Origin of the sequence: Streptomyces sp. NBC_01013, from assembly GCF_045162765.1 — a bacterium.
Lineage (GTDB): Bacteria > Actinomycetota > Actinomycetes > Streptomycetales > Streptomycetaceae > Streptomyces.
In genome coordinates this window covers 5,973,915-5,991,910 of sequence record NZ_CP108687.1, presented here as the reverse complement: position 1 = coordinate 5,991,910, position 17,996 = coordinate 5,973,915, and the positions used below count along the sequence as shown (strand labels likewise).

16 protein-coding genes are annotated in these 17,996 nt (G+C 70.9%); 11 read left to right on the top strand and 5 right to left on the bottom strand.

Annotated features, from left to right (window positions below; genetic code table 11):
- Nucleotides 1-40 precede the first annotated feature (40 nt).
- Nucleotides 41-898: a type I methionyl aminopeptidase gene (map, locus tag OG538_RS26085; protein WP_406097527.1), complete on the top strand. Its 858-nt coding sequence runs from the start codon at nt 41-43 to the stop codon at nt 896-898.
- A gap of 217 nt (nt 899-1,115) precedes the next feature.
- Nucleotides 1,116-1,781, top strand: coding sequence for a heme oxygenase (biliverdin-producing) (locus OG538_RS26080; RefSeq protein ID WP_406097525.1), 666 nt, complete (start codon nt 1,116-1,118; stop codon nt 1,779-1,781).
- An 86-nt stretch (nt 1,782-1,867) separates the two neighbouring features.
- Here the strand turns inward: OG538_RS26080 and OG538_RS26075 are convergent, their stop codons facing one another.
- Nucleotides 1,868-2,584 (bottom strand): PhzF family phenazine biosynthesis protein, encoded by a 717-nt coding sequence (locus tag OG538_RS26075; protein WP_406097523.1) that lies wholly within the window; start codon nt 2,582-2,584, stop codon nt 1,868-1,870.
- Nucleotides 2,585-2,977: 393 nt separating this feature from the next.
- Here OG538_RS26075 and efeO point away from each other — a divergent pair, with 393 nt between their 5' ends.
- Genes efeO through OG538_RS26055 form a run of 4 tightly spaced genes read left to right on the top strand, consistent with a single transcriptional unit; the run spans nt 2,978 to nt 7,303 of the window.
- On the top strand, nt 2,978-4,114 hold the full coding sequence (gene efeO / locus OG538_RS26070; protein ID WP_406097521.1) for an iron uptake system protein EfeO: 1,137 nt from the start codon (nt 2,978-2,980) through the stop codon (nt 4,112-4,114).
- A 23-nt stretch (nt 4,115-4,137) separates the two neighbouring features.
- Nucleotides 4,138-5,424 (top strand): iron uptake transporter deferrochelatase/peroxidase subunit, encoded by a 1,287-nt coding sequence (efeB, locus tag OG538_RS26065; RefSeq protein WP_406097519.1) that lies wholly within the window; start codon nt 4,138-4,140, stop codon nt 5,422-5,424.
- Between the two features lie 30 nt (nt 5,425-5,454).
- Complete coding sequence (gene efeU / locus OG538_RS26060; RefSeq protein WP_406097517.1) at nt 5,455-6,438, top strand: iron uptake transporter permease EfeU; 984 nt, start codon at nt 5,455-5,457, stop codon at nt 6,436-6,438.
- Nucleotides 6,371-7,303: a hypothetical protein gene (locus tag OG538_RS26055; protein ID WP_406097515.1), complete on the top strand. Its 933-nt coding sequence runs from the start codon at nt 6,371-6,373 to the stop codon at nt 7,301-7,303. The genes efeU and OG538_RS26055 overlap by 68 nt, the downstream gene beginning before the upstream one ends.
- A 60-nt stretch (nt 7,304-7,363) precedes the next feature.
- On the opposite strand, the gene OG538_RS26050 is transcribed toward OG538_RS26055, so the two are convergent.
- Nucleotides 7,364-8,110 carry a bifunctional DNA primase/polymerase gene (locus OG538_RS26050; protein WP_406097513.1) on the bottom strand — a complete coding sequence of 249 codons (747 nt, stop codon included), beginning with the start codon at nt 8,108-8,110 and terminating at the stop codon, nt 7,364-7,366.
- A gap of 331 nt (nt 8,111-8,441) precedes the next feature.
- Here OG538_RS26050 and ddaH point away from each other — a divergent pair, with 331 nt between their 5' ends.
- The gene (gene ddaH / locus OG538_RS26045) at nt 8,442-9,275 is read left to right on the top strand and encodes a dimethylargininase (RefSeq protein WP_406100303.1); all 834 of its coding nucleotides are present in this window, start codon (nt 8,442-8,444) and stop codon (nt 9,273-9,275) included.
- Nucleotides 9,276-9,288: 13 nt separating this feature from the next.
- On the opposite strand, the gene OG538_RS26040 is transcribed toward ddaH, so the two are convergent.
- A complete protein-coding gene (locus OG538_RS26040) occupies nt 9,289-10,308 on the bottom strand; it encodes a small ribosomal subunit Rsm22 family protein (RefSeq protein ID WP_406097511.1) in 1,020 nt (339 codons plus the stop codon).
- 142 nt (nt 10,309-10,450) lie between these two features.
- On the opposite strand from OG538_RS26040, the gene OG538_RS26035 reads away from it, so the two are divergent.
- Nucleotides 10,451-11,815: a hypothetical protein gene (locus OG538_RS26035; protein ID WP_406097509.1), complete on the top strand. Its 1,365-nt coding sequence runs from the start codon at nt 10,451-10,453 to the stop codon at nt 11,813-11,815.
- Nucleotides 11,816-11,843: 28 nt separating this feature from the next.
- Here the strand turns inward: OG538_RS26035 and OG538_RS26030 are convergent, their stop codons facing one another.
- Complete coding sequence (locus OG538_RS26030; protein ID WP_406097507.1) at nt 11,844-13,148, bottom strand: multidrug effflux MFS transporter; 1,305 nt, start codon at nt 13,146-13,148, stop codon at nt 11,844-11,846.
- Between the two features lie 78 nt (nt 13,149-13,226).
- Between OG538_RS26030 and OG538_RS26025 the strand changes: the two genes are divergently transcribed.
- The gene (locus OG538_RS26025) at nt 13,227-14,231 is read left to right on the top strand and encodes a Gfo/Idh/MocA family protein (protein ID WP_406097505.1); all 1,005 of its coding nucleotides are present in this window, start codon (nt 13,227-13,229) and stop codon (nt 14,229-14,231) included.
- Nucleotides 14,232-14,262: 31 nt separating this feature from the next.
- Here the strand turns inward: OG538_RS26025 and OG538_RS26020 are convergent, their stop codons facing one another.
- Complete coding sequence (locus tag OG538_RS26020) at nt 14,263-15,891, bottom strand: alkaline phosphatase D family protein (protein ID WP_406097503.1); 1,629 nt, start codon at nt 15,889-15,891, stop codon at nt 14,263-14,265.
- Between the two features lie 307 nt (nt 15,892-16,198).
- Here OG538_RS26020 and OG538_RS26015 point away from each other — a divergent pair, with 307 nt between their 5' ends.
- Both OG538_RS26015 and OG538_RS26010 read left to right on the top strand, forming a co-directional pair.
- Complete coding sequence (locus OG538_RS26015; protein ID WP_406097501.1) at nt 16,199-16,972, top strand: SDR family oxidoreductase; 774 nt, start codon at nt 16,199-16,201, stop codon at nt 16,970-16,972.
- Between the two features lie 139 nt (nt 16,973-17,111).
- Nucleotides 17,112-17,996, top strand: a complete 885-nt coding sequence (locus OG538_RS26010) for a PhzF family phenazine biosynthesis protein (protein ID WP_406097499.1) — start codon at nt 17,112-17,114, stop codon at nt 17,994-17,996.

Sequence of the window (17,996 nt, the reverse complement as noted above, 5' to 3'; positions counted from 1 at the left end):
ATGCCATGCTGCCCCAGACACGCTGGTTAGACTCGCTGGCATGTCTGGCCAGTCGCTGCTTGTACCAGGGGAGCTCACTCCCGTCCGTTCCGTGCCCGGAAACATCCGGCGCCCCGAGTATGTGGGCAAGCCCGCCCCGACGCCGTACAGCGGCCCGGAGGTCCAGGACGCCGGGACCGTCGAGCGCATGCGCGTCGCGGGACGCATCGCCGCCCAGGCCATGGCCGAAGCCGCGAAGCTCATCGCCCCGGGGGTCACGACGGACGAACTCGACCGGGTCGCGCATGAGTTCATGTGCGACCACGGCGCCTACCCGTCGACGCTGGGGTACCGGGGCTTCCCCAAGTCGCTCTGCACCTCGCTCAACGAGGTGATCTGCCACGGCATCCCGGACTCCACGGTGCTGCGCGACGGCGACATCGTGAACCTCGACGTGACGGCGTACATCAACGGGGTGCACGGCGACAACAACGCCACGTACCTCTGCGGTGACGTGGACGAGGAGTCGCGGCTACTCGTGGAGCGCACCGAGGAGTCGCTGAACCGGGCCATCAAGGCGGTACGGCCGGGCCGCCAGATCAACGTGATCGGCCGGGTCATCGAGTCGTACGCGAAGCGCTTCGGGTACGGGGTGGTGCGGGACTTCACGGGGCACGGGATCAACTCCTCGTTCCACTCGGGGCTGATCATTCCGCACTACGACAGCCCGCACGCCACCACCGTGATGCAGCCCGGCATGACCTTCACCATCGAGCCGATGCTGACGCTCGGGTCGCACGACTACGACATGTGGGACGACGGCTGGACCGTGGTCACCAAGGACCGCAAGCGCACCGCGCAGTTCGAGCACACGCTCGTGGTGACGGAGACGGGCGCGGAGATCCTCACGCTTCCGTAGCCTCACCCTCCCCGCTCAGCGGCCGCCCCTTCCGGGGCGGCCGTTTCCCGTCGCCCCCGGCCGCACTTACCGACAGCCCGTCGGGAAACGGTTGACTTAGGTAAGCCTAAGCAGGAAGATCGACGCATCGGCAAGCGCCGGGGCGAGCGGCCTCGGCGGGCCGGCACTTCCGTCCCTTTCCGGACTTCCCGTCCCCCACGGCCCCCGGAGGCCCGCCTTGGACACAACCGCCGACGCCCCCGCCTTCTCGACGCTGATCCGCACCGCGTCGCACGAGCAGCACACCGAGGCGGAGACCTCGACCTTCATGAGCGATCTGCTCGGCGGGCGCCTCGGAGTGGACGCGTACACGCGCTACACCGAGCAGCTGTGGTTCGTGTACCGGGCGCTGGAGGACGGGGCGCGGGCGCTGGCCGACGACGCGGTCGCCGGACCGTTCATCCAGCCGGAGCTGATGCGCACCGCCGAACTGGAGCGCGATCTGGCCCATCTGCGGGGTGCGGACTGGCACGAGGGCCTGGAGCCGCTCCCGGCCACGGCCGCGTACGCCGCCCGGGTCGCCGAGTGCGCCCGCACCTGGCCGGCCGGATACATCGCCCACCACTACACCCGCTACCTGGGCGACCTCTCGGGTGGCCAGATCATCCGCGACAAGGCGGAGAAGACATGGGGCCTCGCACACAAGGGTGACGGGGTGCGGTTCTACGTCTTCGAGGGGATATCCAACCCCGCCTCCTTCAAGCGGGACTACCGGGAACTGCTCGACGCGGTGGACGCGGACGATCTGGAGAAGCAGCGGATCGTGGACGAGTGCAAGCGCGCGTTCGCGCTGAACACCGCGGTGTTCCGGGAGCTGGGCGAGGTGTTCCCGCTCAGCGCCTGAGGGCTGTCCCGCCGCCTCGCTTTTCGTCCTCCCTCGCCGGACGGGCCCGACCCTTGGCCGCCGCGGGCCGATCGGCCGCGGGGCGGTCAGCCGTGGGCCGCCAGCCGCACCCGGCCGCCGATCTCCACCGTGCCGTCCGGGGCGGGGGCCGTGAGGATCTGGGAGCCGCGGCCCTGCCTGATGTTCAGGGCGCGGCCCAGCCGGTCGCTGAGCAGCAGCGCCGCCACCCCCGTCGCCTCGTCCTCCACGATGCCCCCGGTGCAAGCCCCGGCTCCACCGGAGCGGCTGCCGCCGCGCTCATCGAACCGCCGGGGGAACGCCCGCGCCCTCACCCGGCCCGCGGCCTCGTCCTCCCACGCCCAGGCGTAGAGCCGGCCCTCACCGGGCGGCGGCGCCGGCAGCGCGTCGACCTCGGCGACCGAGCCGTACTGCTGAAGCGTGCGCGGAGGCACCCACTCCGGGCGGGCGGCGATCCAGCTGAACTCCCCGTCCTGGCGGGCGAAGACCTCCCCCACACCCAGCTCCAGGATCTCCAGGTCCAGCAGCCACGCGGCACCGACCACGGGATGCCCGGCGAACGGCAGGCGGAGCCCCGGTGTGTAGATGTCCAGATGACCGCGCTCGGGGTCGTCCACGAACACGGTCCCACTGAAGCCGAGCTCCCGGGCGAGCTTCTGCCGGGACGCCTCGTCGGGGTGGTCGCGCCCGTCGCGTACGACTCCGAGGGCGTTGCCGTGGCGGCCGTCCGGACCGCAGAACACGCGCAGTACGTCGATGCCGGCGGGTACGTCGTAGTCGTTCACGTGCGCATTCAAGCACCGGCCGGGGGTCGAGCCGGTGGAGGCCGGGGCGCCCGAGCCCCCGCCCCGCCGCCACGATTCGCGGTCACGCCGGTACCCGTGTCCACCGGCGCGTTGCTCAGCAGGGCCTGCGGCAGCCGGTCGAAGTGTTTCCACATCCGGCGGACCGGGGTGCCGGGCGTCACACCGTAAAGGATCTCTTGACCATTACTTGACCTTTCGGGGGCTCGCTCATGGGTCGACCGTGATCGTTTCGTTCCCATGAGACCCCAGTGAGAGCTGAATCACTGCACGGGTGGGTATCGGTCAGGTAAGCCTCGGTTAAGTTAGGTCCGCCTCACCCACCTTTGTCCGACCGTTCCCCTCCCTTCTCCTTCGTCCTCAAGTGGAGCCCGCATGCGAGCCGTTCGTTTCTCCGTCGTCACCGCTGCCGCCACCGTGGCCGCTCTGACCGCCGTCACGGGCTGCGCAGAGAAGAGCGACGGCAAGGGCGAGGGTGCCGTCCAGGTCGTCGCCAAGGACGACTCCTGCGAGGTCTCGAAGACGACGCTGCCGGCCGGACACGTCGAGCTGGCCGTACAGAACAAGGGTTCCAAGGTCACCGAGGTCTACGTCCTGTTCCCGGACGACCGCATCGTCGCCGAGCGCGAGAACATCGGCCCGGGCACGAAGGCCACTATCACGGCCGAGATCAAGGCCGGTTCGTACGAGATCGCCTGCAAGCCCGGCATGAAGGGCCACGGCATCCGCCAGAAGATCGAGGTCAGCGGCGGCAAGGCGGCCAAGCGCAGCCCCGAGATGGACAAGGCCGTCGCGGCCTACCGCACGTACGTCCAGGCCCAGGCCGACGAGACGCTGCCCAAGGTCAAGGTCTTCACGGACGCCGTCGCCGCCGGTGACATCGAGGCAGCGAAGAAGGCGTACGCCGACTCCCGCATCGGCTGGGAGCGCACCGAGCCGGTCGCCGAGTCCTTCGGCGACATCGACCCGAAGGTCGACGTCCGCGAGGACGGCCTGGAGGACGGCCAGAAGTGGACCGGCTGGCACCGCCTGGAGAAGGCGCTGTGGCACGACAAGAAGCTGGGCGCCGAGGAGAAGGCACTCGCGCCCGCCCTCCACAAGGACCTGCTCGACTGGCAGAAGCGCGTCGGCACGGCGGAGATCACCCCGACGTCGATGGCCAACGGCGCCAAGGAGCTCCTCGACGAAGTCGCCACCGGCAAGGTCACCGGTGAGGAGGAGCGTTACAGCCACACCGACCTGGTCGACTTCAAGGCCAACGTCGAGGGGGCGGAGAAGTCGTACGAGCTGCTGAAGCCGATCGCCACGAAGAACGACGCGGCGCTGACCTCCACCCTGGACAAGCAGTTCGCGGCGCTGAACACGCTGCTGGACAAGTACCGCACGGACAAGGGCTCGTACGAGTTCACCTCGTACGAGAAGGTCGGCAAGGCGGACCGCAAGGAGCTGTCCGACGCGGTCAACGCGCTGGCCGAGCCCCTCTCGCGGCTCGCCGCCGCGGTGACGAAGTAACCGGCCGGAAGGAGGCTCCACGCATGTCAGAGCAGAAGCGGCAGACATCCGACGACGCCACCGGGACCGCCGAGGCCTCGGGGGGCGCGCCCTCCCGGCGTGCCCTGCTCGGCTGGGGCGGTGCCGGGCTCGCGCTCGACGCGGTGGCGGCCGGCGGCGCGGTGGCGGCGGTCGGCTCCGGGGACACCCCCGTGGCGGCAGCCGACAGCGGCGCGGCGGTACCGTTCCACGGTGCGCACCAGGCCGGGATCGCCACCGCCGTCCAGGACCGGCTGCACTTCGCCGCGTTCGACGTGACGACGAAGGACCGGGCGGAACTGGTCGCGCTGCTCAAGGAGTGGACCAGGGCCGCCGAGCGGATGACGGCCGGCCACGCGGTCGGCGACGGCGCCTACGGAGGTCCGGCCGAGGCGCCGCCGGACGACACGGGCGAGGCCCTGGGGCTCAAGCCCTCCCGGCTGACGCTCACGATCGGTTTCGGTCCCTCGCTGTTCGCCAAGGGCCGGTTCGGCCTGGAGGACCGGCGGCCCGAGGCGCTCGTCGAGCTGCCGAAGTTCCCTGGCGACAACCTCGACAAGGCCCGCAGCGGCGGCGACCTGTGCGTCCAGGCCTGTGCGGACGACCCGCAGGTGGCGGTGCACGCCATCCGCAACCTCGCCAGGATCGGCATGGGCCGTACCGCGATCCGCTGGTCGCAGCTGGGCTTCGGCAAGACGTCGTCGACGACGCCCGACGCCCAGACCCCGCGCAACATGATGGGCTTCAAGGACGGCACCCGGAACATCTCCGGCACCGACACCGCCGCCCTCGACCGGCACGTATGGGTCGGCGAGAAGGACAGGGCCGGCTGGATGACCGGGGGTTCCTACCTGGTGGCGCGGCGCATCCGGATGCACATCGAGACCTGGGACCGGACCGGACTGCAGGAGCAGGAGGACGTCTTCGGCCGCGACAAGGGCGAGGGCGCCCCGGTCGGCAAGGCGAAGGAGCGCGACGAACCGTTCCTGAAGGCGATGCTGCCGACCGCGCACGTACGGCTCGCGCACCCCGACACCAATGACGGGGCGACGATCCTGCGGCGCGGCTACTCCTTCACCGACGGCACGGACGGCCTCGGCCGGCTCGACGCCGGGCTGTTCTTCCTCGCGTACCAGCGCGACACCCGCAAGGCGTTCGTACCGCTCCAGCGGCGCCTGGCGGCACACGACGCACTCAACGAGTACATCCAGCACGTGGGTTCGGCGCACTTCGCCGTCCCGCCGGGCGTCCGCGACAAGGACGACTGGTGGGGCCGGGCGCTGTTCTCGTAACGGGACTCGAAGCGGAAAGGGAACCGAAACGTGTTCAGTAACTTCCTGATCGGCCTGCGCGAAGGCCTTGAGGCCAGCCTGGTCGTCTGCATCCTCATCGCGTACCTGGTGAAGACCGGCAACCGGCACAAGCTGCTGCCGATCTGGGTCGGTGTCGGCATCGCGGTCGTCGTCAGCCTGGCCTTCGGCGCCGGTCTTGAGTTCGGTTCGCAGGAGATGACGTTCAAGGCGCAGGAGGCGCTCGGCGGTTCGCTGTCGATCGTCTCGGTCGGCCTGGTCACCTGGATGGTCTTCTGGATGCGCCGTACCGCCCGGCACCTGAAGCGGGAGCTGCACGGCAAGCTCGACGCGGCGCTCGCGATGGGGACCGGCGCCCTGGTCGCCACGGCGCTGCTCGCGGTGGGCCGTGAGGGCCTGGAGACCTCGCTGTTCGTGTGGCGCGCGGTGCACGCGGCGGACGACGGCTGGCACCCGATGATCGGAGCGCTGCTGGGCATCCTCACCGCCGTGGTGCTGGGCTGGCTGTTCTACCGCGGTGCGTTGAAGATCAACCTGGCGAAGTTCTTCACCTGGACCGGCGGCATGCTGGTGGTCGTCGCGGCGGGTGTGCTGGCCTACGGCGTCCATGACCTCCAGGAGGCCGAGTTCCTCGGTGGTCTGCAGAACCGGGCGTTCGACATCAGCGCCACGATTCCGCCGGACAGCTGGTACGGCACGCTGCTGAAGGGGACGTTCAACTTCCAGCCCGATCCGACGGTTCTCCAGATCACGGTGTGGGCGCTGTATCTGATCCCCACACTCGCGCTGTTCCTCTCCCCGGTAGGGTTCGGACGGTCAGAGGGCCCTGCAGTGGGTGCGACGGATCAGAAGGCGCGGAAAGCAACGGATGAGAAGCCTGAGGCCGGTTCGGCTGGCGACGGGGCTCGCGGCAGCGACGGTGCTGAGCATGACGGCGAGCGGGTGCGTGACGGTGCACGGCGAGCTGGAAGTCGTCCCGGCGGCGACGCGGTCTGAGGCCGCGCAGGCGCTGGACGGTTTCACCGCCGCGTACAACGCGGCGGACAAGGCCTATGATCCCGCGCTGGACGCGGACGAGGTCACCGGTTCGCTCGGCGCGATCAACCAGGCGGGTCTGCGGGCCCGCCGGAAGAACCATCCGAACGGCAACGAGAACCACCGGCCGCTGGAGCTGACCGACGCGAAGTACGTCATCCCCGAGAAGGCCGGCTGGCCGCGGTGGTTCCTCGCGGACACGGACTCCAACCGTGATCAGGACAGCGGGAAGCAGGACACCCGCTGGCTGTTCGTCTTCGTCAAGTCCGGCCCCGACGCGGGGTGGAAGGCCGCCTACCTGTCGGTCGTCACCCCGTCCCAGCTCCCCGACTTCGCGAAGGACAGCGAGGGCCGGGCCACGCCAACGGCCGCGGACAGCGCCGAACTGGCGGTGGCTCCGCAGGACTTGGCCGCGCAGTACACGGGATACCTGCAAAAGGGCACCCCGGACGTGTTCGCCCCCGGAGCGTCCACCTCGCTCTGGCGCGACGCGCGGCTGAACGCCCGGCGGGCCGGGTTCTCGTATCAGTTCATCGACCAGCCGCTCAGCAGCGGGGCGTTCGGACCGCTCGGCCTGGAGACGGCGGACGGCGGGGCGCTGGTCTTCTTCAGCAGCAAGCACTTCGAACAGCAGACCGCGGCGAAGGGACTGCGCCCGGTGGTGTCCCAGGACGTCGCGGCGCTGCTGACCGGTGAGGTGCGGAGCACCCTCACGAAGGAGCGGGTCTCCAGCCAGCTGGTGTACGTCCCGAAGAAGGGTGCCGGTACGGGCAAGGTGATCGTTCTGAACCGCGTACCGGGCCTGACGGCGGCGAAGGGCTCGTAGGGGCCGGGGGTCCTGGAGGCCCGGGGGCTTCGCTCCGCCCCGGGGCCCTCCCCCGCCCGGCTACCGGCTCAGCGGCCAGGTCACCGACTCGTGGTCGACGTCACTCTGCTCCGCGGAGCCGACGAACCGGGCACACGCGTCCGTCAGGGTCTCCAGCAGCGTGAGCGGGTCCGGCAGCGGATTCTCCGGCCCCCGTACCCAGTGGACGTCCAGCTCACCCGGGAGCATGGCCGGAGGCAGCAGCACATAGCTGCCTCGGCAGTGCCATCGCAGTCCGGGGTGCTCGTCCATCGTCTCGGGGTGGCAGTCCAGCTCGCACGGCCACCACTCGTCCTCGTCCTCCGGCGTCCCGCGCGTCGCGGTGAAGAACAGCATCCGGTCGTCACCGGACCGGGCCACCGGCCCCACCTCGATGCCGGCGGCGAGGAGCCGCTCCAGCGCCTGGGTGCCCGCCGACAGCGGGACGTCGAGAACGTCGTGGATCATGCCGGTCGCCGTGATGAAGTTGGCCTGCGGCTGACTGTGGGCCCATCGCTCGATCTGGGCGCGGTCGGTCGTGGACTGCGTCTGCCAGGCGAAGGAGACCGGGTGCCTGGCGGGGGTGGGACAGCCGATGCGTTCGCACGAACATCGGTAGCCGACCGGATGAGCGGCGGGCGCGATCGGCATCCCGGCCTCGGCGACCGCCAGGAGCAACGCCACGCGCGCGGTGCCGTCGACATCGCTCTGCTGCGGCTTGGGCCGCCGGCGCAGCCAGTGGGAAAACCTGCTCTGCGAGCCGCGACTGTGGCTGAAATCGGCGCCCATCTATCCCCTTACCTCAGCGTTGCCCCTGCCCATGGTCCCACCATCCTGCGCTTCGGGTGGCCAGAGTCCCGAAGCGGGGTACGGCCGCCGCAGCTCCACATTGATCGTTATCATGCCGATTGTCAGGAAATGGCAGATGAATTTCAGGTGATCCGCGCCCTGGAAGGGGGTTGGCGCCACCCTCGCGCGGAACGGCACGATCACACGTCATACGGCTGTACGGAACCACCCGATCGGTCCACTGTGCCTGCGGCCCGGAACGGCGCACCATGAACTCACGCACACACCCGTGCGACGCACCGGCCGCGCGGCCACCTATGCCGCCGCGACTATTCGTGAGGAGCCCCCATTGCCTCGTGAAGCCACACCCCGCCGCTACCTGATGTGCGCCCCTTCGCACTTCAAGGTGACGTACTCCATCAACCCGTGGATGGACCCGACCAAGCCCGTGGACCTGCCGCTGGCGCAGACCCAGTGGGAGGACCTGCGCGACCGCTACCGCGCCCTCGGTCACACCGTCGAGCTGCTGACAGCCGACCCGGAGCTGCCGGACATGGTCTTCGCCGCCAACGGGGCCACCGTCATCGACGGCCGCGTCCTGGGCGCCCGCTTCGCGTACCAGGAACGGTTCCCCGAGGCTGCCGCCCACCGCGACTGGTTCCGCTGCCACGGCTTCACCGAGTTCCATGAGCCGGTCCACGTCAACGAGGGCGAGGGTGACTTCGCGGTGACCTCCTCGTACGTGCTGGCGGGGCGCGGCTTCCGCTCCAGTCCGCTCTCGCACGACGAGGCCCAGGAGTTCTTCGGGCGGCCGGTGATCGGCCTGGACCTGGTCGATCCGCGCTACTACCACCTGGACACGGCGCTGAGCGTCCTCGACGAAGCGTCCGGCGAGATCATGTACTACCCGGGCGCCTTCTCGCCGGGCAGCCGGTCCGTACTGGCGCGGCTGTTCCCGGACGCGCTCATCGCCGACGAGGCGGACGCCGCCGCGCTCGGACTGAACGCGGTGAGCGACGGGCTCCACGTCCTGCTGCCGCAGGCCGCCACGGGCCTGTTCGACCCGCTGCGCGACCGCGGCTTCGCCCCGGTTCCGATGGATCTCGGCGAGCTGCTCAAGGGAGGTGGCAGCGTGAAGTGCTGTACCCAGGAGCTGCGCGGCTGAGGGCCGGCGCGGATCAGGGTCCGGACAGGCCCTGGTCCACGTCGTCCTGCGGGGGCGGCCAGGCGTCGCCCCAGTCGGTGTCCCGGGCGGCGCGGTACAGCTTGCCGTGCCTCTTGGTGACCGTGGCGCGCTGCAGCGCCTCGTCGCGGGTGCAGAGCTCCAGCAGCACCTGGCCCTTGCGGATCTGCGGCCGGCGCGTGACCCGTGCGTCCACGGGGCGCGGGGTGAAGCGGGTGGCCACGACGTAGCTGAACTTCTCGTCCTCGTACGGCAGCGTGCCGCCCTTCACCTGCCGGTGCAGCGAGGAGCGGCTGACCCGGGCCGAGAAGTGGCACCAGTCCGTGCCCGGCTCGATGGGGCAGGCGTCGCTGTGCGGGCAGGGTGCGGCGACGGTGAGTCCGGCGGCGATCAGCCGGTCGCGGGCCGCGATGACGCGGGCGTAGCCCTCGGGGGTGCCGGCCTCGACGATCACGACGACCTGCGCGGCGCGGGCCGCGGCGTCGACGAGGGCGGTGCGGGCCTCGGGCGTGAGCTCGTTGAGCACGTAGGAGACGGTCACCAGGTCGGTGGCGTCGAGGTCGAGGTCCTTGCCGATCCGGGCGCGCTGCCACCCGGCGGCACGCAGTCCCGGGATGCCGGAGGCTTCGGCCAGTTCGCGGCCCAGCGCGAGGGCGGGCTCGGCCCAGTCCAGGACGGTGGTCCGCTGTCCGCCCCAGGCCCCGGCGACCGCCCAGCTCGCCGCTCCGGTGCCGCCCCCGACGTCGGTGTGGGTGGCGGGCGCCCAGTCGGGGGCGGCCTCGCGCAGGGCGTCGAGGGCGGCCCGTACCGCCTCGAAGGTTGCGGGCATCCGGTACGCGGCGTACGCGGCGACGTCCGAGCGGTCGCGGAGCAGCGGGGCGTCGGTGGGAGTGGTCCCCCGGTAGTTGGCGATGAGCCGGTCGACGGCCTGTGCGGCCTGCTTGGGCGGCAGCCCGTCGAGGAGTCCGGCCAGGGCCGCGCGCAGGGCTTCCGCGGTGGGGAGGGTGGCGTTCACCGAGGAATTGTAGGCGGACGCGGACGGGCCCGGACTCCGCTCAGGATCGGGACGGAACAGCGACGGAACCGAACTGTAAACGCATACACGGCAGTTGCTACTCTGGCCGCCGCGAGGTCGTATCGTGCCCATCGGGGGAACCATGAGACTGAAATTCAGGCGCCTGGCTCCGGTCGGCGGAGGGACCACGAGGCAGAGGGTCGTGCGCCGGGCCCTGCTCGGCGGGTTGCTGCTGCTGGCCCTGCTGCTCCTGCTGGCCACCTGTGGGGGTGGCAGCGCCCAGAAGAAGGACGACTCCGCCGAGCCGAAGAAGCCGGTGAAGAAGAGCGCGGCCCCGGCGACGCAGCTGACCGTCCCGTCCGCTTACACGACCCGCCGCGGCTGGGAGCTCATCGGCACCTCTCCCGACTACGCGCTCTCCCGGACGACCGGCCGGCTCGCCTATCTGGTGCGGACGGCCGAGGGCGAGTACCAGCTGAGGACCATCGACTCGGAGACCGGCCGGGCCGGCTGGAGCGGGGACGCCTGGCGCCCGCCGGCCGCGACGCACTTCCCGAAGTTGCTCACCGTCACCACTGACGACCAGGAGTACTTCGTGACCTGGGCGTACGGGAAGGTCGGTGAGGACGCCCCGGCGCCGGCCGACCGGATCGTCTCCCTCGACGTGTACACCGTGGAGGACGGCAGCCGGCAGCGCGTCGAAGTGCCGTGGACCTCGGTGCCGACCGTCACCGCCACCGGCCCCGGCATCGTGATCGGCGACGGCGGGACCACGAGCGCGGTGGTGGACCCGGCCTCCGGCAGGGTCACCAAGGCCACCGCGAAGGCGCTGAAGTACCCGAAGGGCTGCGCCTCCTGCAAGCAGCTCACCGAGGTCCGCGGACTGACCTCGAAGGGCCTGCTCGTGAGCGGGGCGCGGGAGTTCTGGGTGCCGGGCGGCTGGTTCAGCCGGAACGTGGCGCCCAAGGGCGCCGACCGGCGGAGCGGCGTCCCGACGTCCGTGGCTCCCGGCGTGGTCCTGGCGAAGTGGCAGCTGGCGAAGGGTGCGAAGCTCGCCGCGACCCACGAGCTGTGGACGGTGCACGACACGGAGACGGGCAAGGCGCTGGTCTCCGTGCAGTGCCACAAACCGGCGATCGCGCCGGGGCAGTACCCGCAGGCCGTCGTCTCGTCGTCGGGCGACTATCTGGTGGCGGGGAACCTGGCGTTCGATCTGGAGGCCGGCAAGGGCTTCTGCTTCGAGGACGCCGAGGGGTCCAGGACCCTCGTCCTGGCATCCGTGACCGACAGCGGAACCGCCTACGGTGCGACGAACGTGCGCAACGCGGCGGATGTGCTGGCCGGTGGCGGGTTCCCGGTCGAGGCCGACCTTTCGACCGGGACCACGGACATGCTGGCACCGATCACCCGCGTTCCGGGCGCGGAGGCCGCGGAGGGGGTCGGGCTGTTCCGCTGGACCGACGACAAGGACCGGCTGCATCTGATCGGCTACCCGCGGGCGGACTGACGCCCGGCCCGCCCGCCCCCGCACGGCCTCAGGGCCGTGCGGCCACCCGCTGCCAGGGTCGGCACATCCCCAGGAAGCACGCCATCGCACCCACCGAGCACACCAGCTGCACGACGGCCATCGGTACGGCCGTCGCCTCCCCGGCGATCCCGACGAGGGGCGAGGCCACGGCGCCGATCAGGAACGAGGACGTGCCGAGCAGCGCGGAGGCGGAACCGGCGGCGTGCTTGGTGCGCATCAGCGCCTGGGCGTTGGTGTTCGGCATGGCCAGGCCCATCGCCGACATCAGCACGAAGAGGCCGGTCGCCACCGGTACGAGTCCGACGTCCCCGAAGACCCCGGACGTCATCAGCAGCAGCGCCGTCGCGGCCAGCACGATGACCGCGAGCCCGAAACCGAGCGCCTTGTCGAGGCTGATCCGGCCGACGAGGATCTTGCCGTTGATCTGGCCCACGGCGATCAGCCCGACCGAGTTGATACCGAAGAGCAGGCTGAAGGTCTGTGGCGAGGCGCCGTAAATCTCCTGGACGACGAACGGCGAGGCGCTCACGTACGCGAAGAGCGCGGCGAAGGCGAGACTTCCCGCGATCATGTAGCCGCTGAAGACGCGGTCCGCCAGCAGCGCGCGCATGGTGCGCAGGGCGTCGCCGACACCTCCGGTGTGGCGCTCCGAGGGCGGCAGGGTCTCGTGCAGCCACTTCCAGACGACGAAGGTGAGCAGGACGCCGACGACGGTGAGGACGGCGAAGATGCCCCGCCAGTCGGTGATCCGCAGGACCTGTCCGCCGATGACGGGGGCGATGACCGGGGCTACGCCGGAGATCAGCATGAGCGTGGCGAAGAACTTCGCCATCTCCATGCCGTCGTACAGGTCACGCACGACGGCGCGGGCGATGACGATGCCGGCCGCACCCGCGAGCCCCTGGACCAGACGGAAGCCGATGAGGAGTTCGGCGCTGGGGGCGAAGACGCAGACCGCGGTGGCGAGGACGTAGACGATCATCCCGACGAGCAGCGGGCGACGCCTGCCCCAGCGGTCGCTCATCGGACCGACGACGACCTGGCCGAGCGCCATGCCGGTCAGGCAGGCGGTCAGGGTGAGCTGGACCGTCGCGGCGGGTGCGTGCAGCGCGTCGGTGACGGCGGGGAGCGCCGGGAGGTACATGTCCATGGACAGCGGCGGCAGCGCGGTCAGTCCGCCGAGGACCAGGGTGACGAGGAGTCCGGTGCGCCGGGCGGCCGCGAGGGCGGGTGGAGGGGTGGTGCGGGGAGTTGCGGCCCCGGTGTGGGTGGTGGGTATCTGCTGGGCCCGGCTTACGCCGCTCTCCGGCATTCTCATCTCCATAGTTGTTGAATCCGCCTCTATGCTCTCAGCTCAGCCGGAATGGTCGACACCTTTTTGGGAGCGTGCATGAGCAGGACTGTCCGTTGGGGCGTGCTGGCGACAGGTGGAATCGCGGCGACTTTCACCGCTGACCTGCAGGCGATGCCCGATGCGGAGGTGGTGGCCGTGGCCTCCCGGACGGACGCCTCGGCGACGGCGTTCGCGGAGCGGTTCGGGATACCGCGGGCCTACGGGAGCTGGGCCGCTCTCGTCGCCGACGAGGACGTCGACGTGGTGTACGTGGCCACACCGCACTCCGCGCACCGGGAGGCGACCGCGCTCGCCCTGGAGGCCGGAAAGCACGTGCTGTGCGAGAAGGCGTTCACGATCAACGAGCGCGAGGCCCGGGAGCTGGTGAAGCTCGCCCGGGACCGCGGCCTCTTCCTGATGGAAGCGATGTGGACGTACTGCAACCCGGTCATCCGGCGGATGACGGAGCTGGTGCGGGACGGGGCGATCGGTGAGATCCGCACGGTGCAGGCCGATTTCGGCTTCGCGGGCGACATCGGTGCGGAGCACAGGCTGCGCGATCCCGCACTGGGCGGAGGCGCGTTGCTGGACCTCGGGGTCTATCCGGTGTCGTTCGCGCATCTGCTGCTGGGTGAGCCGGACCGGGTGCAGGCCGACGCGCTGCTGTCGCCGGAGGGCGTCGACCTGAACACCGGCATGCTGCTGGGCTGGGAATCGGGTGCCAACGCCCTGCTGTCCTGCTCGATCGTCGGGCACCACCCGACGGCCGCCACGGTCATCGGGACGGCCGGCCGGATCGACTTCCCGGAGGGCTTCTTCTTCCCGAAGCGCTTCGTGCTCCACCGTGACGGCAAGGAGCCGCAGGAGATCACCTCCGGCCCGGGGCCGCAGGGTCTGACAGGAATGCAGTTCGAGGCGGCCGAGGTGATGCGCGCGGTCCGGGCGGGCGAGACGGAGTCCCCGCTGGTGCCGCTGGACGGCTCGCTCGCGGTGATGCGGACGCTCGACGCGGTACGTGAGCGCATCGGCGTCCGTTACCCCGTGGACGGCGTGGTGTCGTAGTACCTGCCGCCCCGGCCACCCTGCCTCCGGATCAGGCCGGGGTCAGGCCCTGGTCGCCCACCTCCGTGACGAACGAGGCGGCCGTCGTCACGGGGGCGCCGGGCGTGGTGACGGCGGACACCGTGCGATAGTCGGCGCGTGCCTGGCGTTCCTGGAGCGTGACGAGGACGTAGCCGCGGCGCCCGTTGTAGTACTTCATGTGCGGGTTGGCGGTCGTCTGGTTCGTCCAGTTGGCCGGCCTCTCCGAGCCGTTCTTGCCGCTGGCGATGGAGGTGGCGACGATCTCGGTGCCGACGGTGCGGGACGCGGGGTCGTCGAAGTCCCGCTTCAGGTCGAAGGCGTAGCCGACGTGCACGTCGCCGGTCAGCACCATGAGGTTGTCCACCCCGGTCGCCTCGGCGCCCCTCAGGATGCGGTCCCGGGACGCCGGGTAGCCGTCCCAGGAGTCCATGGAGAGCTTGTAGGCGTCGGTCGGCACATCGCGTCGCCGGGCGAAGGTCACCTGCTGCGGGACGACGTTCCAGGTGGCCTTCGAGTGGCGCCAGCCGTCGATGAGCCAACGCTCCTGGGCAGCGCCGGTCAGGGTGCGCGAGGGGTCCTCGGACTCGGGTCCGGGGGTCTGCCACCCGTCGCCGTACGCCTGGTCGCTGCGGTACTGGCGGGTGTCCAGGATGTCGAACTGCGCGAGCCGGCCGAACTGCAGGCGCCGGTAGAGCTTCATGTCCGGGCCGCTGGGCCGCTGCGGGGTGCGCAGCGGCTGGTTCTCCCAGTACGCACGGTAGGCGGCGGCCCGGCGGATCAGGAACTCCTCGGGCGGCACGCTGTTCTCGGGCGTCTCCCCCGCGTAGTTGTTCTCCGTCTCGTGGTCGTCCCAGGTGACGACGAAGGGATGCGCGGCGTGGGCCGCGCGCAGGTCGGGGTCGGACTTGTAGAGGGCGTACCGCAGCCGGTAGTCCTCCAGCGTGGTCGTCTCCCGGTTGAAGAGGGCGGGCAGGGTGCGGTCGGTGTAGTTACGGGCCCCGCCGGTCGCGGTGACGGCGTACTCGTAGAGGTAGTCGCCGAGGTGGAAGACGACGTCGACGTCCTCCTGGGCGAGGTGCTTGTAGGCGGTGAAGTAGCCGTCGTGGTAGGCCTGGCAGGAGACGGCGGCCAGGCTCAGTTCGCGCTTGTGGGCGCCCGGGGCGGGCGCGGTTCGGGTCCGGCCGACCGGGCTGGTCCACTGTCCGGCGCGGAAGCGGTAGTACAGGACGCGGTCCGGGGCGAGGCCCTCGACCTCCACGTGGACGCTGTGGTGGAACTCCGGGTGGGCGATGGCGGTGCCGCGCCGCAGGACGTGCCGGAAGCGCTCGTCGCGGGCCAGCTCCCAGCGCACCTCGACGCGGGCGGCGGGCAGTCCGCTGTCGGGCTCGAACGGGCGGGGTGCGAGTCTCGTCCACAGGAGGACGGAGCCGGGCAGCGGGTCACCGGAGGCGACGCCGAGGGTGAACGGGTCCTCGCCGATCTGCCGGGTGTCGAGCTCCGCGGCGCTCGCCGCTCCCGCGGCCGGCAGGCCGACGGAGAACGCGAGTGCGGCAGCGGCTCCGGTGACGGTGAGAAAGCGGCGGCGACCGGTGTGCCGGGCCGCGTCGCGCAGCTCCTGCTGGTGCGATGAGTGCGTCATCTGTCCCTCCCCTGACTGGTGATGTGGGGGAAGTCCACCGGGCCGGCACATCGGGCGGTTGGCGTGCTCACGTCGCACGGGCATCGCGTGGATGAGGAATGCGGCAGGAATGGATTCCCGGGGGCAAAATCCGCGTACGCGGCCAAAACCATGATCATCAACTTCGGGGGCGGCACTCCGGGAATCGCCGGTTCCGTGCCGGAAATCACTCTCCGGGGCACGAACACCCTCTCCGGACGTACCTTTTGGCGCCGCCCCGCCCCTCCGGAAGCGGGCCGCCGAACGGCTCGGCGTACGCTGCCGCCTCATGAGCAACAATCCGTTGAATTCCCCGACGAAGACGGCCCTGGTCACGGGCGCGGGCTCCGGAATCGGCCGGGCGGTGGCTCTGGCACTGAGCGGCGCCGGGTGGTCGGTGGCCCTCGCCGGCCGCCGCCCCGAGCCTCTCACCGAGACCGCCGCACTGGCCGGACCGGACGCCCGGGTGATCACGGTTCCCGCCGACGTGTCGCACCCGGACGACGTGAACGCCCTGTTCTCCTCCGTACGTGAGTGCTTCGGCCGACTCGATCTGCTCTTCAACAACGCGGGCACCTTCGGGCCGCGGGCCGTGCCGGTCGAGGACCTCTCGTACGACGACTGGCGCACGGTGGTGGACGTGAACCTGACGGGGGCGTTCCTGTGCGCGCAGGCGGCGTACCGGCAGATGAAGGCACAGGCCCCGCAGGGTGGCCGGATCATCAACAACGGCTCGGTCTCCGCCCACGCGCCGCGCCCGCACTCGGTCGCCTACACCGCGACCAAGCACGCGATGACCGGCCTGACGAAGTCGCTGTCGCTGGACGGGCGTCCGTACCGGATCGCCTGCGGGCAGATCGACATCGGCAACGCCGCGACCGAGATGACGGAGCGGATGCAGACCGGAATCCTCCAGGCCAACGGCGAGCTGGCCGCGGAGCCGGTGATGGCGGCCGCGGACGTGGGGCGGACGGTGGTCCACATGGCCGAGCTGCCGCTGGAGGCGAACATCCAGTTCGCCACCGTGATGGCGACGGCGATGCCGTACGTGGGCCGGGGGTGACCGATCCGCGGCCGAACCGGCTGCCGAACGACCACAACTGACTGGCTGTCACATGCCGTCGACCGACGTCCGTCCTCCCGCCCGGCGAACGGGCGGGACTTCGGGGAATGTTCCCGGAGGCTGCTCGGTTGTCCCGCACATGACTGATCTTCCAGGGACCGAGGTCCTGCGCTACACCGCTTTCTCCGCCGACCCCGAGGGCGGAAATCCGGCAGGCGTCGTGCTGGACGCGTCACACATGGACGAGGCGGACATGGTCGCCGTCGCGGCGGAGCTCGGCTACAGCGAGTCGGCGTTCCTGACCGGCCCGGCCGAGGCGTCGGAGCCCGGCGTACGCGGATACACGATCCGCTACTTCAGTCCGAAGGCCGAGGTCTCGTTCTGCGGTCACGCCACCGTGGCCACGGCCCTGGCCCTCGCCGAGCGGGACGGGCCGGGGGACCTGGAGTTCGCCACGGCGGCGGGCCCGGTGCCGGTCACCGTCGTCCGCGAGGGGACCGAACTGCGGGCGACCCTCACCAGCGTGGAGCCGCACGTCACGGATGTCGCTGCGGAGGACCTCGCGGAGGCGCTGGCCGCCCTGGACTGGCCGGCCGCCGATCTCGACCCGGCCCTGCCGCCCCGGCTCGCCTACGCGGGCGCCCGCCACCTGGTGCTGGCCGCCGCGAGCCGTGAGCGACTGGCCGCGCTCTCCTACGACTTCGCGCGTCTCGAAGCGCTGATGCGCCGTCTGGACCTCACCACGGTCCAGCTGGTGTGGCGTGCCTCGGAGACCGTCTTCCACGTCCGCGACCCGTTTCCGGTCGGCGGCGTGATCGAGGACCCGGCGACGGGCGCGGCGGCGGCCGCCTTCGGCGCGTACCTGCGCGCCCTGTCCCTGGTCCCGGAGTCCGCCGGACTGACCCTGCACCAGGGTGAGGACATGGGCCGCCCCGGCACGCTGACCGTCACCCTGCGTGCGGGCGACGCGCGGGTCCGGGTGAGCGGGACGGGCACCCGCATCCCGGACCCGGCGGGCGCGTGA